General features: G+C 73.1%; 15 protein-coding genes. 11 read left to right on the top strand and 4 right to left on the bottom strand.

What is annotated here, in order from left to right; translation table 11 throughout:
• The 4 genes from ABZ807_RS20240 to ABZ807_RS20225 are packed head-to-tail and all read left to right on the top strand — an operon-like array spanning window position 1 to window position 3,401.
• On the top strand, window positions 1–639 hold the full coding sequence (locus ABZ807_RS20240; protein ID WP_357159934.1) for a bifunctional 4-hydroxy-2-oxoglutarate aldolase/2-dehydro-3-deoxy-phosphogluconate aldolase: 639 nt from the start codon (window positions 1–3) through the stop codon (window positions 637–639).
• On the top strand, window positions 636–1,589 hold the full coding sequence (locus tag ABZ807_RS20235; protein WP_357159931.1) for a sugar kinase: 954 nt from the start codon (window positions 636–638) through the stop codon (window positions 1,587–1,589). Before ABZ807_RS20240 ends, ABZ807_RS20235 begins: the two co-directional genes overlap by 4 nt.
• A gap of 23 nt (window positions 1,590–1,612) precedes the next feature.
• Complete coding sequence (gene manD, locus ABZ807_RS20230; protein ID WP_357159928.1) at window positions 1,613–2,842, top strand: D-mannonate dehydratase ManD; 1,230 nt, start codon at window positions 1,613–1,615, stop codon at window positions 2,840–2,842.
• Window positions 2,832–3,401: a gluconokinase gene (locus tag ABZ807_RS20225; RefSeq protein ID WP_357159925.1), complete on the top strand. Its 570-nt coding sequence runs from the start codon at window positions 2,832–2,834 to the stop codon at window positions 3,399–3,401. Before manD ends, ABZ807_RS20225 begins: the two co-directional genes overlap by 11 nt.
• Window positions 3,402–3,540: 139 nt before the next feature.
• Here the strand turns inward: ABZ807_RS20225 and ABZ807_RS20220 are convergent, their stop codons facing one another.
• From ABZ807_RS20220 to ABZ807_RS20210, 3 genes are read right to left on the bottom strand one after another with little or no spacing between them, the layout of a single operon-like run.
• On the bottom strand, window positions 3,541–3,879 hold the full coding sequence (locus ABZ807_RS20220) for a DUF3703 domain-containing protein (RefSeq protein ID WP_357159922.1): 339 nt from the start codon (window positions 3,877–3,879) through the stop codon (window positions 3,541–3,543).
• A gap of 11 nt (window positions 3,880–3,890) precedes the next feature.
• Window positions 3,891–4,616 (bottom strand): cation transporter, encoded by a 726-nt coding sequence (locus ABZ807_RS20215; RefSeq protein WP_357159919.1) that lies wholly within the window; start codon window positions 4,614–4,616, stop codon window positions 3,891–3,893.
• A complete protein-coding gene (locus ABZ807_RS20210) occupies window positions 4,616–4,945 on the bottom strand; it encodes a metalloregulator ArsR/SmtB family transcription factor (protein WP_357159917.1) in 330 nt (109 codons plus the stop codon). The genes ABZ807_RS20215 and ABZ807_RS20210 overlap by 1 nt, the downstream gene beginning before the upstream one ends.
• A 243-nt stretch (window positions 4,946–5,188) precedes the next feature.
• Between ABZ807_RS20210 and ABZ807_RS20205 the strand changes: the two genes are divergently transcribed.
• The 4 genes from ABZ807_RS20205 (at window position 5,189) to ABZ807_RS20190 (ending at window position 9,140) form a co-directional block, all read left to right on the top strand.
• A complete protein-coding gene (locus tag ABZ807_RS20205) occupies window positions 5,189–5,884 on the top strand; it encodes an SDR family oxidoreductase (protein WP_357159914.1) in 696 nt (231 codons plus the stop codon).
• Window positions 5,878–7,512 carry an MFS transporter gene (locus ABZ807_RS20200; RefSeq protein WP_357159911.1) on the top strand — a complete coding sequence of 545 codons (1,635 nt, stop codon included), beginning with the start codon at window positions 5,878–5,880 and terminating at the stop codon, window positions 7,510–7,512. The genes ABZ807_RS20205 and ABZ807_RS20200 overlap by 7 nt, the downstream gene beginning before the upstream one ends.
• A gap of 492 nt (window positions 7,513–8,004) precedes the next feature.
• The gene (locus ABZ807_RS20195; protein WP_357159908.1) at window positions 8,005–8,784 is read left to right on the top strand and encodes a Stf0 family sulfotransferase; all 780 of its coding nucleotides are present in this window, start codon (window positions 8,005–8,007) and stop codon (window positions 8,782–8,784) included.
• Complete coding sequence (locus ABZ807_RS20190) at window positions 8,745–9,140, top strand: hypothetical protein (protein ID WP_357159906.1); 396 nt, start codon at window positions 8,745–8,747, stop codon at window positions 9,138–9,140. Before ABZ807_RS20195 ends, ABZ807_RS20190 begins: the two co-directional genes overlap by 40 nt.
• A 77-nt stretch (window positions 9,141–9,217) precedes the next feature.
• On the opposite strand, the gene ABZ807_RS20185 is transcribed toward ABZ807_RS20190, so the two are convergent.
• Window positions 9,218–10,438, bottom strand: coding sequence for a helix-turn-helix domain-containing protein (locus tag ABZ807_RS20185; RefSeq protein ID WP_357159904.1), 1,221 nt, complete (start codon window positions 10,436–10,438; stop codon window positions 9,218–9,220).
• A gap of 83 nt (window positions 10,439–10,521) precedes the next feature.
• Between ABZ807_RS20185 and ABZ807_RS20180 the strand changes: the two genes are divergently transcribed.
• The 3 genes from ABZ807_RS20180 to ABZ807_RS20170 all read left to right on the top strand — a co-directional run bounded on the left by ABZ807_RS20180 (window position 10,522) and on the right by ABZ807_RS20170 (window position 14,200).
• Window positions 10,522–11,613 carry a ferredoxin reductase gene (locus ABZ807_RS20180; RefSeq protein WP_357159902.1) on the top strand — a complete coding sequence of 364 codons (1,092 nt, stop codon included), beginning with the start codon at window positions 10,522–10,524 and terminating at the stop codon, window positions 11,611–11,613.
• A 14-nt stretch (window positions 11,614–11,627) separates the two neighbouring features.
• A complete protein-coding gene (locus ABZ807_RS20175) occupies window positions 11,628–12,773 on the top strand; it encodes an acyl-CoA desaturase (protein ID WP_357159899.1) in 1,146 nt (381 codons plus the stop codon).
• A gap of 254 nt (window positions 12,774–13,027) precedes the next feature.
• A complete protein-coding gene (locus ABZ807_RS20170) occupies window positions 13,028–14,200 on the top strand; it encodes an alanine--tRNA ligase-related protein (protein WP_357159896.1) in 1,173 nt (390 codons plus the stop codon).
• Window positions 14,201–14,221: the final 21 nt, after the last annotated feature.

Here is a 14,221-nt window from a genome sequence, read left to right as displayed (position 1 = left end):
ATGACCCTCGACCTCACCGCCGACCTCACCGCCACGCGGATCCTCGCGGTCATCCGCGGCACCGACACCGCCGCCGCGATCGCCACCGGCACCGCGCTGCTGGAGGAGGGCGTACGGATTGTGGAGGTGGCCCTCACCACGCCCGGCGCCCTCGACGCCATCGCGGCGATCCGCTCGGCCGGGCCCCCCGGGGCCCTGGTCGGCGCGGGGACCGTGCTGACCGCCGCCGCCGTCGCCGACGTGGCCGCGGCCGGCGCGCAGTTCGTGGTCACCCCGGCCGTCGTCGACTCGATCCCCGAGGCGGTCCGCCGTGGACTCCCGGTCGCCGCCGGGGCGTTCACCCCGACGGAGGCGTACACCGCCGTCCGGATGGGAGCCGCGGCGGTCAAGCTGTTCCCGGCTTCGGTGGGCGGACCGGCGTACCTCAAGGCGATGCGCGACCCGTTCCCGGACATCCCGTTCGTCGCGGTCGGCGGGGTGGGGCTTGCCGAGCTGCCGGCCTACCTGCACGCCGGGGCGATCGCCGTCGGCCTCGGAGGCCCGCTGGTCGGCGACGCGGCGTCCGGCGGGGACCTCGACGCGCTGCGGGCCCGGGCCCGCGCCTACCGGGCGGCGGCGAGCGCCGCCGCGTCGTCATGACCGCGGTCGACCTGCTCACGGTCGGCGAGTCGCTGGTGTCGCTGCGGTCGACCGGACCGCTGGCCGCCGGCGGCACCCTGACCACGCACCTGGCCGGCGCGGAGTCCAACGTCGCGATCGGCGTCGCCCGGCTCGGCCACCGGGCCGCATGGGTCGGCCGGGTGAGCGACGACGAGCTGGGCGAGTTCGTCCTGCGGCAGTTGCGCGCCGAGGGCGTGCAGACGGGCGCGGTGACCCGGGACCCGGACCGGCCCGCCGGTCTGATGTTCCTGGAGCGGCGTACCGCCGACCTGACCCGGGTGCGGTACCACCGGACCGGCTCGGCCGGCTCGGCCCTGCGCGTCGAGGACCTGCGTGGGCCGCTCGCCGACGGGGCCCGGGTCCTGCACCTGACCGGGATCACCCCGGCGCTGTCGGACACTGCCCTGGCGGCCGTGACGTGGGCGGCCGAGACCGCGTCCCGGTCGGGGACGCACGTCTGCCTCGACGTCAACTACCGGGCCCGGCTCTGGTCCCGCGAGGCGGCGCGCGTGGCGCTCGCCCCGCTTGCCGGGTATGCCTCGGTGATCGTGGCCTCCGCGGACGAGCTGGACCTGGTGGACGAGGCCGGCTCCGACGAGCCGACCGTCGCGGCGGGCCTGCTCCGACGCGGAGTGGAGACGGTACTGGTCAAGCTCGGCGCCGCGGGCGTCCGCGCGTACACCCGCGCCGGGGTGCGGCACGTGCCCGCGGTGCCGGTCACCGCCGTGGACACCGTCGGCGCGGGAGACGCGTTCACCGCCGGCTACCTGTCCGGGCACCTGGACGGACTCGACCTGACCGGCCGGCTGCGCCGCGCGGTCACCCTCGGCGCCTTCGCCGTCGCGAGCCACGGCGACTGGGAGGGCCTGCCGCGCCGGGAAGAACTGTCCCTGCTCGACGGCCACGAAGCCGGAAGCACCATTCGCTGAGCACCACTGCAGAAAGGCACGCCGTGAAGATTGTCGCCGCGGACGTCATCGTCACCAGCCCCGACCGCAACTTCGTCACCCTGAAGATCACCACCGATGACGGAATCACCGGCCTGGGCGACGGCACCCTCAACGGGCGGGAACTGTCCGTCGCGTCCTACCTGGCCGACCACGTCGTCCCGCTGCTGATCGGACGGGACCCGCACCGCATCGAGGACACCTGGCAGTTCCTCTACCGCTCGGCGTACTGGCGTCGGGGCCCGGTCACCATGGCGGCCATCGCCGCGGTGGACGTCGCCCTGTGGGACATCAAGGCCAAGGCCGCCGGCATGCCGCTGTACCAACTGCTGGGCGGCGCGTCCCGCACCGGCATCATGGCGTACGGCCACGCCTCCGGCCGGGACCTGCCGGAGCTGTTCGACTCGATTCGCCGGCACCTCGACCTGGGCTACCAGTCGATCCGCGTGCAGACCTCCGTGCCCGGCATCAACGCCGTCTACGGGGTGGCCGCGCAGCCCAGCGCCGAGGGCACGCGGTACGACTACGAGCCCGCGCAGCGCACTCCGCTGCCCGCCGAGGAGGACTGGGACACCCGCGCCTACCTGCGCCACCTGCCCGGCGTCTTCGAGGCGGTCCGCAACGAGTTCGGCCCGGAACTGCCGCTGCTGCACGACGGTCACCACCGGATGACCCCGATCCAGGCCGCCAGGCTCGGCAAGGAGCTCGAACCGTACGACCTGTTCTGGCTGGAGGACTGCACCCCGGCGGAGAACCAGGAGGCGCTGCGGCTGGTACGCCAGCACACCACCACCCCGCTGGCCATCGGCGAGGTCTTCAATACCGTGTGGGACTACCAGACCCTGATCCGGGAACAGCTGATCGACTACGTCCGCTCCGCCGTCACCCACACCGGCGGCATCACCGCGATGCGCAAGCTGCTCGACTTCGCCGCGCAGTACCAGATCAAGTCCGGCATCCACGGCCCCACCGACATCTCGCCGGTCGGCATGGCCGCCGCACTCCACCTCGACCTGGCCATCCACAACTTCGGCATTCAGGAGTACATGCAGCACGGCGCGCTCACCAACGAGGTGTTCCGGCAGTCGTTCACCTTCGCCGACGGCTACCTCCACCCCGGGGACCAGCCCGGCATCGGGGTCGAGCTCGACGAGGCGGCCGCGGCCCGGTTCCCGTATGTGGCGGCGTACCTGCCGTTCAACCGGCTCAAGGACGGCACGGTCCATGACTGGTGAGCCGGGTGCCGCCGCCGGTCGCCGCAGCGGGCCCCCGACCCGGCACGTCGTGGTGATGGGCGTTTCCGGTGCCGGCAAGACGACCGTGGCGCGGGGGATCAGCGAGCTGACCGGACTGGCCTTCGCCGAGGCGGACGAGTTCCACTCCGAGGTGAACGTGGCACGGATGCGCTCCGGCGTACCGCTGGACGACGCCGCCCGCTGGCCCTGGCTGCACGACCTGGCCGGCTGGATGGCCGCCCGCAGCGCCGAGGGCGTGTCGACGGTGCTGGCCTGCTCGGCGCTGAAGCGGTCGTACCGCGACGTGTTGCGCCAGGGCCCCCCGGCGGTGGACTTCGTGCACCTGGACGGGCCGGCGCAGGTCATCCGGGACCGGGTCTCCCGCCGGGCGGGGCACTACATGCCGGCGAGCCTGCTGGAATCGCAGCTGGCGACGCTCGAACGGGGCGAGCCGGACGAGTCGGTGCTGGTGCTCGACGCCTCACTCACCCCGGACGAGCTGGCCTCGGCGGCCGTGGACCGACTCGACCTGTGCGGCACGGCGGTGTGGGACAGATAGGGGCAGCCTCACGTCGGGACCGGCGGTCGCCTGCGTCAGCGACGACCGCCGGTCCACCGTGCCGTCCGAGAGGCACGGTGGAAGGAATTCCTGGACCGGTCCGGCGACGGTCGGACCCGGCGTACGCCGGGAGATCCGCTCACCGGGCGGCGGACAGTAGTACGGCGAGGTCGTCCGGCATCGGCATCGGCTGGGTCAGCGGTACCCGCGCCCGGCCGGTGTTTCCCTCCGGGTAGCGGCCGGTAGCCGAGCCCGGTCCGGCCACCGCCAGTCGGATGACCTGCCCGACCGCCTCAACGACATCCCGTTCGCGCAGGGCGCGGCGCAGCATGACGGCGTGCACGACGGTGTGTGGGCAGGGCCAGGGCTGGGACAGGATGTGGGCTCGTTCGGCTGCTCGCCACGCCGTCACGGCGTCGGTGCTCCGGCGGGCGGTGGCCAGTTCGGCGTCGAAGGCCGCGCGGATCGTCGGCGGCATCTTCCTGAACATCACTTGGCGTCTCCAGGGCAGCAGGAACAATCCGGCCCGCACTCGCATGCATCAATGTCGGAGCCGTTGGTGGGTGGGGCGGTCAGCGGCACGGTGCAGCAGGTGTCGCCGCGCCACGCCTCGCGGCCTTCTCTAACGGCGACGGCGGCGATGACCAGGGCGGCGATCGGGTCTGCCCAGGACCAGCCGAACAGGCTGTTCAGGCCGAGACCGACCAGTAGGACCGCGGACAGGTAGGTGCACAGCAGGGTCTGCTTGGAGTCGGCGACCGCCGAGCGGGAGCCGAGTTCCCGACCGGCGCGGCGCTGCGCGTACGACAGGACCGGCATGACCGCAAGGGACACCGCGGCCAGTGCCAGCCCGATCGTGGAGTGCTCGGCGTCGGCGCCCCCGAGCAGGGCGCGGACCGACTCGACGGTGACGTAGGCGGCCAGGGCGAAGAACGACACGGCGATGATCCGCAGCGCCGTCTTTTCCCGGGCCTCGGGGTCGCGGCCGGCGAACTGCCACGCGACGGCCGCGGCGGAGGACACCTCGATGACCGAGTCGAGGCCGAAGCCGATCAACGCCGTCGACGACGCGATCGTGCCGGCGGTGATCGCCACGACCGCCTCGATGACGTTGTAGGTGATCGTCGCGGCGACGAACAGCCGCACCCGGCGGGCGAGTACCGCCCGACGGGCCGGGGACGGCGCTACCGGTAGCTGGATCAGCGGCAGGCTCATCAGCAGCAGCCCTTCTCGGCGGTGTCCGGGCACGCTGCGGGGTCCACCGCCAGGACCAGGCCCAGCAGGTCACCCAGGGCGTGCGCCAAACGCGGGTCGGCCAACTCGTAGCGGGTACGCCGGCCCTCCGGCACGGTCATCACCAGACCGCACCCGCGCAGGCAGGCGAGATGGTTCGACAGGTTCTGCCGGGTCGTGCCCAGCAGATCGGCCAGCTCCGCCGGATAGCCCGGCCCGTCCCGCAGGGCCAGCAACAGCCGGGCCCGGATCGGATCCGACAGGGCATGGCCGAAGCGGGCCAGCACCTGCCCGTACGTCAACGTCTCCACACTGGCAACAGTACATCATCTGCTGTATTGAGAAGGGCGGCGGCGCCGGCCGCCGGGAGGCCGTGTCTTCGCTCTCCGGGGGTCGGCTGCTGGAGACGGGGGCACCCGACGGTGGCTGACATCCGTCCGGATGGCGGAACGGCCTCGCCTGGGCAGCTGTCGGACAGGCACCGGCCGGGTGTGGAATGCGGAAAAGGGGGAAGGCCCAGCCGTTGCATGCCCGCTCGCGGCGGCTGGAGGGACATGGGTGTCAGGACCTTCGTGGTGGTCGGCGGTACCAGCGGGCTCGGGTTGGCGGTGGCCCGCCTGCTCGTCAACGAGTACCGGGTGGCCGTCGTCGGCGACGTGCCGGACGAGGTGGCCGCGGTGACCACCGAGCTGCGCTGTGCCGGCAGCGTCTGCGACGTCTCCTCCTACGACCAGGTCCGCGACGTGTTGGCCGAGGTGGTGGACGGGTACGGGGCGATCGACGGCGTAGCCGCCTGCGCCTCCGTGTGGGCGGGCGGTGATCTGGCGGACCTCACCCCCGAGCGCATCCGGCGGGCCGTGGAGGTCAACGTGCTCGGCACGACGTACGTGCTCAAGGAGGCGCTGCACCACATGCGTCGGCAGGGCTACGGCAACGTGGTGTACGTCGGCGCGATGGCGGTGGTGAAGGCCCGGCCCGGCATCCCGGTCTACCAGGCCAGCAAGAGCTACGGCAGCAGCCTGGTCGAGTCGCTGGCCGAGGCGCAGCACAGCAACCGGATCAAGGTGATGCAGTTGCACCCCGGGCCGATGCCGACCCGGTTGCAGGAGCGGGTTGGCGACGAGTTCCTGGACGAGGTCTACGCGCTGCCCGAGCAGGTCGCTCCCGAGGTCGTCCGGCTGTTGCTGCTGGACCCCGACGACCTCTACGTCTCCGGTGAGCGCGTGCTGCGCGCGGACGGACGGTGGTGACGGCGGAAGGCGCCACGGCCGAGACTCCGGTCTCGGCGTGGGCTCCGTTACGGATCGCCGTGTACCGGAACCTGTGGCTCGCCCTGCTCGCCGCCAACATCGGCACCTGGATGCAGACCGTCGGCGCACAGTGGTTGCTGATCAACGAGCCGCGCGCCTCGACGCTGGTGGCTCTGGTCCAGACCGCCAGCCTGCTGCCGGTGCTGCTGCTGGCCCTGCCGGCCGGTGCGCTGGCCGATACCTTCGACCGCCGGCACCTGCTCATCTCGGTGCAGCTCTTCCTGGTCGCCGTGGCGGCGACGCTCACCCTGCTCACCGCGACCGGCCGGATGCCGCCGGCGCTGCTGCTCACGCTCACCTTCGCGTTCGGCGTGGGGCAGGCGCTCACCCTGCCGGCGTGGGCGGCGGTGATCCCGGAACTGGTGCCGCGGGAACAGTTGCGGTCGGCCTCCGCTCTCGGCTCGATCAGCGTGAACGTGGCCCGGGCAGTCGGGCCGGCCGTGGCCGGTGTGCTGATCGCCCGGCTGGGCGTCGCGCCGGTCTTCGGGCTCAACGCCGTGGCCTTCCTGGTCTTCGCGTTCGCGCTGGTGCGGTGGCGTCCCGGGAACGCGCGGGCCGTCGAGGTGCCCGAGCGGTTCACCGCCGCCCTGCGCGCCGGCGGCCGGTACGTGCGGCATTCGCCGATCGTGCGTCGGCTGCTGCGCCGCGCGCTGGTCTTCGTGATACCGGCCAGCGCCCTGTGGGCGCTACTGCCGCTGGTGGCCAGCCGCCGCCTCGGCATGAACTCGAGCGGGTACGGTCTCCTGCTGGCCGCCCTCGGAGCGGGCGCCATCGGGGGCGGCCTGTTGCTGCCGTGGATCCGGACCCGGATGTCAGCCAACCAGTTCCTGCTGGTGGCCGGGGCGCTGTACGGCACGGCGCTGCTGGTGGTGGCGTCGGTCCGGGTCGTCCCGGTGGTGCTGGTCGCCCTGCTGCCGGCCGGGTTGGCCTGGGTGACCGTGCTCGCCAACATCAACGCCGAGATTCAGCTGTATCTGCCCGGCTGGGTACGCGCCCGGGGCCTGGCCGTCTACCAGGTGGTCCAGGGGGGCGGGCAGGCCGTCGGCGCGTTCGCCTGGGGTGTGGTGGCCGACGCCGCGGGACTGGTCAGCGCGTTCGTCGCGGCTGGTGCGTTGATGCTGCTCGGCGCGGTGACGTCCCAGATCTGGCCGCTGCCGGACCTGCGTGGGGTGAACAGGGATCCGGCCACGTACTGGCCCCGCCTGGACTTGGCGCACGAACCGGACCCTCGGGTCGGTCCCGTGCTGGTGGTGTTGACCTACACCGTCCGGCCCGAACGGGAGCGGGAGTTCCTGGACGCGATGGACCTGGTCCGCGGCTCGCGGCAGCGCACCGGCGCGATGCGGTGGGGACTGTTCCGGGAGGGTGAGGCCCGGGACCGGTTCGTCGAGGTCTACCTGGTGCCGTCCTGGGACGAGCACCTGCGCCAGCACGGGGGTCGACTGACGGGGGCGGACCAGGCGGCGGAGGAACGGGCTCGGGACCTCGCCGACGGCGAAACCGAGGTGCGGCACCTGCTGCCGGCCGCTGCCGGACCGGCGATGTCCGACGACCGGGAAGCGCCCTGAGCCAGAGCCCAGACAGCGCCCGCCGCTGGGCATGGTCGCACCGCGCCCCGCCGATCGGGACGCGGTGCGGTGGGCGGATACCCCCCGGCGGCCGGCTGCTGACCCCGTCCGCCAGGTCAGGCGCCTGCTCAGCCCGAACCCTGGCGATGGACACGGCCGTCGTGTGTGACCTTTGCCCGGCCGTGGTCGCGTTCGCTGCCGGAGGTGCCGGTCGCCGCCCGTTCGTGCCGGCGCTTCGGTGAGTGTTCCACCTCCGAGCCCTGCCGGCCCGGAGCGCCGCTGCCCGGGTGCCGCCGGCCTCGGGCCGATTCGCCGTCGGTGTCGTGTTTGTTGTGCTTCTGGCTACCCATGGGCAGCGCGTACCCGCCGAGCCGGCGGCTAGTCGCCCACGGCCGGCCCGAGCGGTGTGTGTCATCGAATTCGGCGCAGGCGACCCGGCGCGCGGGAAAACGGGTTGAGCCGCGCCCACCCGCCCGGCCTACCCTCACCGGCGTGACCACCCGCTCCGGCCCCGACCGCGTCGACTCGTACCTGGTCTGCGCCACGCCCCGCACCGGCAGTTCACTGCTGCTCGGGTTGCTGGCCTCCACCGGGGTCGCCGGCCGCCCGCAGGCGTACTTCCGCGCGCCGGACGAGCCGCTGTGGGCCGAGCGCTGGGGGATCGCCCGCAGCCCGGACGGGAGCGTCGACTACCGGGACTACCTGGCAGCGGCGCAGGCCGCCGGGCGTACGGGCAACGGTGTGTTCGGCGCGAAGCTCATGTGGGGGACGCTGGACGAGCTGGTCGATCGGCTGACCACGGTGCACCCGGACCTCGCCGGCGCGGACCGGGGGCTGCTGGAGCGAGCCTTCGGACGTACCCGTTTCGTGTATCTGCACCGCGACGACGTCGTCGCGCAGGCGGTGTCCTGGCTGCGCGCCGAGCAGACCGGCACCTGGTACGTCGGCGGCGACGGCGAGATCAGCGGCCGGGGCGGCGGCGGTGGCGGCGCGCCGACCTTCGACGCGGACGGAATACAGCGGCTGGTCGAGGTGATCGGCCGGCACGATGCGGCCTGGCGGACATGGTTCGCCGCGTCCGGCGTCCGGCCGTACGTGGTGTCCTACGAGGAACTCGACGCCGACATGGTCGGCGTCACCCACGCCGTCCTCGACTTCCTCGGGCTCGCCCTGCCTGACGGGGCCGCCGTCGTGGCGCGGCACCAGCGGCAGGCCGACGACGTCAACCGGGAGTGGATCCGCCGCTACCGGGCGGTCTCGGAGCGACCCTGACCGTCGTCAGCGAGGCCCTGATCGAGTGGCGGGGCTGGCTGGAGGAGCTGGTCGAACGCTTCGACCGGTACCTGCCGCTGGTCACCGACGACCGTGCCGACGTGGCGCTGGACGCCTGGGAGCGGGCGGTGGCGCACCTGGTCACCGTGGTCGTGGACCGGACCTGCGCCGATGGCGGCTGGCAACACCACTGCCGCCAGGTCCTGGGTTGGTTCCTCACCCTGGCGGGCCTGCCGCCCCAGCGCCACGAACCCCTGGTGGAGCACGCGATCGGGGGTCGCTTCGACAGCTTCGTGACCCCGCCCGACCGGCTCATCCGGGACCTCGCGATCTGGTACGCCTGCTCGACGTCCTGATCGCTGCCACCCGACGCCGCTCGGCCCCCGCCATGGGAGACGCGGGCAGGCACCGCCACCCGTGACGGCCGACCGGCTCACTCCGACGGCAGGAAGGCCAGCGCCAGGGTCAGCTCCAGCACGGTCGCCGGGTCGTTGAGGCGCTCGCCGTACAGCTCCCGCAGCCGGCCCATCCGGTAGCGCACGGTCTGCGGGTGGACGAAGAGGTCCGCCGCCACGTCGTCGCGCCGGCCCTGGCGCAGCAGCCAGGAGCGCAGCGTCTCGGCCAGTCGCTGGGCGGTCGCCGGGGGCAGCGCCGACAGCGGTTGCAGCACCTGGGCCCGCAGGTCGGCCAGGGCGTCCGGGTCGGTGCTGAGCACCAGCCGGGCCAGGTGCTGCTCGGTGTCCAGCGGGGCGCCGTCCTCCGGCCGGTCCAGCCCGAGCGCCAGCGCCCGCAGCACCCGCTGGTACGACTGGGCGACCCGGGTCCACGTCCGGGCCGGCCCCACGACCGCCCGGTGCCCCTGCAACGCGCCGGTCAGCCGCCGCCGGCGCCCGCCGTGCACGTCCGGGACGAGCAGCACGGCGGACTCCTCGGCCAGTTCCACGCCGGCCAGGTCCTCGCCGCTCTCGAGGGTGTACGGGCTGAGTATCGCGAGCACGCCGCGCAGGTTGCTGCGGGGCAGCACCGCGACGGTGAGGGTCTGCGGGAGCGGCCACTCCGCCCGCTCGGCGCTGCGGCGCAGCACGTCCTCCGGCTCGCCGGCGAGCAGTTGCTGGACCAGTCGTTCGAGGTAGCGGCGGCGCATCCGGCCGGCGCTGGCCAGCTCGTCGGCGTGCCCGGCCACGCTGGCGGCGGAGAGCTCGTCGATGTAGGCGAACATCAGCTCGGCGAATTCGGCCACCCGCTCGGCGGAGAGCCCGTCGCGTACGGTGGTGGCGGAGACCTCCCGCCAGGCCACCCGGGCCCCCACCCGGTACGCGGCCAGCAGCGCGTCCATGCTCCGCCCCGAGCGGGCCTCGCCGCTGCCGAGGGCGTACGCGGCCTCCAGCGCCCGACTCAGCGGGGTGCTCGGGTCGGAGGCTCCGGCCCGCTCGATGAGCTGGAGGAACGTGCCCAGCGCGATGCGGACCGCATGCTCGATCTTGTCGCGCATCTGCCCGGTGAGGGTGCCCGAGTAGTCGGGGACCTCGGCGGTGATCGCGCTGACCGTCCGCTCGGCCACCACGGGCAGCTGGCCGCGCAGCCGGTCGGCCACCTGCTCGTCCAGCTCCAGGTGGGCCGCCCGGTGGCTGGTGGCCCCGGAAGGATCGGTCATGTTGTTCTCCCCGAACAAGAATCTGTGGTCAATTCACCTTTACCGGTCAAGATGTTATGCGAACGGGCGACGACCCTGGTCACATGACCACCACCGTCCCGCGTCCCCCGGCGAAACTCTCCGTCCGGGACCGGCTCCTCCGGCTCGCCGAGACGGTCACCACCCCGCTGCTCCCTGAGGACTACCTCGACCTGGTCGCGCCGCTGCGCGCCGGGGCCGCGCTGCGCGGTCGCGTGGTCGCCGTCGACGCCGAGACCTGCGACGCCGCCACGCTGACCATCCAGCCCGGCCGCGCCTGGCGGGACCACACCCCCGGGCAGTACGTGCGCCTCGGCGTCGACGTCGACGGGGTCCGGCAGTGGCGGGCGTACTCGCTCACCTCGGCTCCGGGGCGTCCCGACGGCCGCATCTGCGTCACAGTGAAGGCGATCCCCGACGGGAAGGTCAGCGACCACCTGGTCCGGCGGGTCCGCCCCGGCACCATCGTCCAGCTCGACCAGGCGCAGGGGGACTTCGTCCTGCCCGACCCGGCCCCCGACCGGGTCCTCTTCCTCACCGCCGGCAGCGGCGTCACCCCGGTCATGGGGATGCTGCGCGCCGGCGCGCACACCCGCTCGGACGTCGTCGTCGTGCACTCCGCACCCACCCCGGCCGACGTGGTCTTCGGCGGCGAGCTGCGGGCGCTCGCCGCGCAGGGCGCGATCCGGCTGGTCGAGCGGCACACCGACACCGACGGGCTGCTCGGCGTCGGCGAACTGGGCGGGCTGGTCCCCGACCACCTGGAGCGCGAGACCTGGGCCTGCGGCCCGGTCGGCATGCTCGACGCGGTGCAGGAGCACTGGCGGGCCGAGGGCGCGGCGCAGCGGCTGCACACCGAGCGGTTCCGGCCTACCGTGATCGCGCCCGGCGAGGGCGGCACGGTCACCTTCACCCGGGCCGGCGCCACCGTGGCGGCCGACGGCACCACCCCCATCCTCGACGCCGGCGAGGCCGCCGGGGTGCTGATGCCCTCGGGCTGCCGGATGGGCATCTGCTACGGCTGCGTCCTCCCGCTGCACCAGGGGGCCGTGCGCGACCTGCGCACCGGCGAGGTCACCACGGCCGTTCCCGGCGACGGCGTACTCATCCAGACCTGCGTGTCGGCGGCGGCCGGTACCTGCGACATCGATCTGTAGACAGGAGGCCGGACGTGACCGTGATCCAGAACAAGCCGGACAACCCGATCGCCCACCTGAGCGCCGAGGACATCGAGATCCTGGGCAAGGAGCTCGACGCGATCCGGGACCGGGTCATCGCCGACCGGGGCGAGCGCGACGCGAGGTACATCCGCAAGGTGGTCAGGACCCAGCGGACGCTGGAGATGAGCAGCCGCGCGGTGCTGCTCTTCTCGCTCTTCCCGCCGGCCTGGGTGATCGGCACCGCCGGCCTCGCCGTGGCCAAGATCCTGGAGAACATGGAGATCGGCCACAACGTCCTGCACGGGCAGTGGGACTGGATGCGCGACCCGAAGATCCACTCCACCACCTGGGAGTGGGACCACGTCTCGCCCGCCGAGCAGTGGAAGCACTCGCACAACCAGCTGCACCACACGTACACCAACGTGATCGGTAAGGACAACGACCTCGGGTACGGCATCATGCGGGTCGACGAGGACCAGCCATGGCACCCGGTCTACCTCGGGCAGCCGCTGTGGAACCTCGTCAACGCCTGCTTCTTCGAGTACGGCATCGCCGCGTACGACCTGGAGCTGGGCCGCAACCTGCGCGGGGGCCGGCACAAGGCGCCGGAGTTCCGGGCCCGGGCCCGCGCGGTCGGCCGCAAGATCCGCCGTCAGGTGCTCAAGGACTACATCGTGCACCCGCTGCTGTCCGGCCCGTCCTTCCTCACCACCCTGGCCGCCACCTTCACCGCGAACCTGATCCGCAACCTGTGGAGTCACTCGGTGATCATGTGCGGGCACTTCCCGAAGGGCGTGGAGACCTTCGCGAAGCAGTCCATCGAGGGCGAGACCCGCGGCCAGTGGTACCTGCGGCAGATGCTCGGCTCGGCCAACATCAGCGGCAGCAGGCTGATGCACATCATGACCGGCAACCTGTCGTACCAGATCGAGCACCACCTCTTCCCCGACCTGCCGAGCAACCGCTACCAGGAGATCGCCCCGCAGGTCCGGGCGCTGTTCGACCGGTACGGGCTGAAGTACACCACCGGCCCGCTGCCCAAGCAGGTCGCGTCGGCCTGGTGGAAGGTCATCCGGCTGTCGCTGCCCAACCGGACCCCCCGGCCGAAGCCGGGCGACGACCTGTCCACCCGTACCCTCGCGGCATCCGGGGCCTGATCCACCCGCGACGGCGTCGCCGACCCCACCGCTGAATGCGGTGGGCGGCGGCGCCGTCGTCGCGGTACGGTCGGGCCATGCAGATCAGGCGCACCACCGCCGCGGCCGCGCGAGCTTCCCGCTCGCCGGTTGCCGCCGCCTGATCATCCCAACCCTCGCCGGCGACCGGAAACGGCCCGCCGGCGTTTCCGCGTCAGCACCCCGCGTCCGCGCGGCGGGCCGTTCCGGTCGCACCGACCCGGAAGGCCCGCGCCATGACACCCGAGCAGATCGTCCACACCTTCGTCGAGCACTTCCACCGGCGGGGCCACCGGTCCGCGCCGGAGAGCCCACTGATCCCGCCGCCCGGTGACCCGGTGCTCTTCACGACCTCCGGGATGCACCCGCTGACCCCGTACCTCGCGGGGCGTCCCCACCCGTCCGGCCGGCGCCTGGTCAACGTGCAGCGCTGCCTGCGCACCACCGACCTGGACGAGGTCGGCGACCGCACCCACCTGACCGTCTTCGACATGCTCGGCACCTGGTCGCTCGGCGACTACGGCATCGAGCGGAGCATCCGCTGGGGGCACGAGCTGCTCACCGACGGCTTCGGCGTCGACCCGGGCCGGCTGTACGCCACCGTCTTCGGCGGCGACGACCAGGTCGGCCCGGACCAGACCGCGCTGGCGACGTGGACCGACCTCGACGTGCCGGTGGAGCTGAATCGCGAGGAGAACTGGTGGTCCAACGGCCCCACCGGGCCGTGCGGACCGGACTCGGAGATCTTCGTCTGGACCGGTGACGGCCCGCCCAGCGGCACCCCGGGCGGCGACGACCGGTGGACGGAGGTCTGGAACCACGTGCGGATGTGCTACCACCGGCACGACGACGGCCGGCTGGAGCCGCTGCCCCAGCCCAACATCGACACCGGGATGGGCCTGGAACGGCTGGAGATGGTGCTGCGCGGCGGCCGGTCGGTCTTCGAGGGCGACGGCCTGACCCCCTGGGTCGACGCTGTCCGCGACCGGTGGCGGCTGGGCGAGACGTCGTACCGGATCGTCTGCGACCACCTGCGCTCCGCGGTCGTGGTGCTCGGCGACGGCGTACGGCCGTCGAACACCGGCCGGGGCTACGTGCTGCGCCGGCTCGTCCGGCGGGCGCTGACCACGCTGTGGCGCGACGACCCGTCGCGGACCCTGGCCGACCTGCCCATCGAGCCGTACGCGGACACCGTCCGCCGGTTCCGCCAGCGCGCCGACGTTCCGTCGCTGCGCGCGGTGCTGGCCGACGAGGAGCGCCGCTTCCGCGGCCTGCTGCGGCGGGGACGGCCGGTGGTCGACCGGCGTCGCTCCCGGGGACCGTTGACCGACGCCGACTACCGGTGGCTGCACGACACCCACGGGCTGCCCCGCGACCTGGTCGACGGGCTGCTGGGCGAGGCGGGTTGAGGGCCCCTCAGTCGTCGACCT

The sequence above is a fragment of the Micromonospora sp. NPDC047548 genome (assembly GCF_040642975.1).
Lineage (GTDB): Bacteria > Actinomycetota > Actinomycetes > Mycobacteriales > Micromonosporaceae > Micromonospora.
Note: the sequence above shows the minus strand (reverse complement) of the source record. Positions and strands in the feature narration are given on the sequence as shown.

Excerpts from the sequence above, each read along its gene's own strand:
- ABZ807_RS20240 (WP_357159934.1), top strand. The coding sequence starts at position 1 with ATGACCCTCGACCTCACCGCCGACCTCACCGCCACGCGGATCCTCGCG.
- ABZ807_RS20235 (WP_357159931.1), top strand. The coding sequence starts at position 636 with ATGACCGCGGTCGACCTGCTCACGGTCGGCGAGTCGCTGGTGTCGCTG.
- ABZ807_RS20225 (WP_357159925.1), top strand. The coding sequence starts at position 2,832 with ATGACTGGTGAGCCGGGTGCCGCCGCCGGTCGCCGCAGCGGGCCCCCG.
- ABZ807_RS20220 (WP_357159922.1), bottom strand. The coding sequence starts at position 3,879 with ATGCCGCCGACGATCCGCGCGGCCTTCGACGCCGAACTGGCCACCGCC.
- ABZ807_RS20215 (WP_357159919.1), bottom strand. The coding sequence starts at position 4,616 with ATGAGCCTGCCGCTGATCCAGCTACCGGTAGCGCCGTCCCCGGCCCGT.
- ABZ807_RS20205 (WP_357159914.1), top strand. The coding sequence starts at position 5,189 with ATGGGTGTCAGGACCTTCGTGGTGGTCGGCGGTACCAGCGGGCTCGGG.
- ABZ807_RS20185 (WP_357159904.1), bottom strand. The coding sequence starts at position 10,438 with ATGACCGATCCTTCCGGGGCCACCAGCCACCGGGCGGCCCACCTGGAG.
- ABZ807_RS20180 (WP_357159902.1), top strand. The coding sequence starts at position 10,522 with ATGACCACCACCGTCCCGCGTCCCCCGGCGAAACTCTCCGTCCGGGAC.
- ABZ807_RS20170 (WP_357159896.1), top strand. The coding sequence starts at position 13,028 with ATGACACCCGAGCAGATCGTCCACACCTTCGTCGAGCACTTCCACCGG.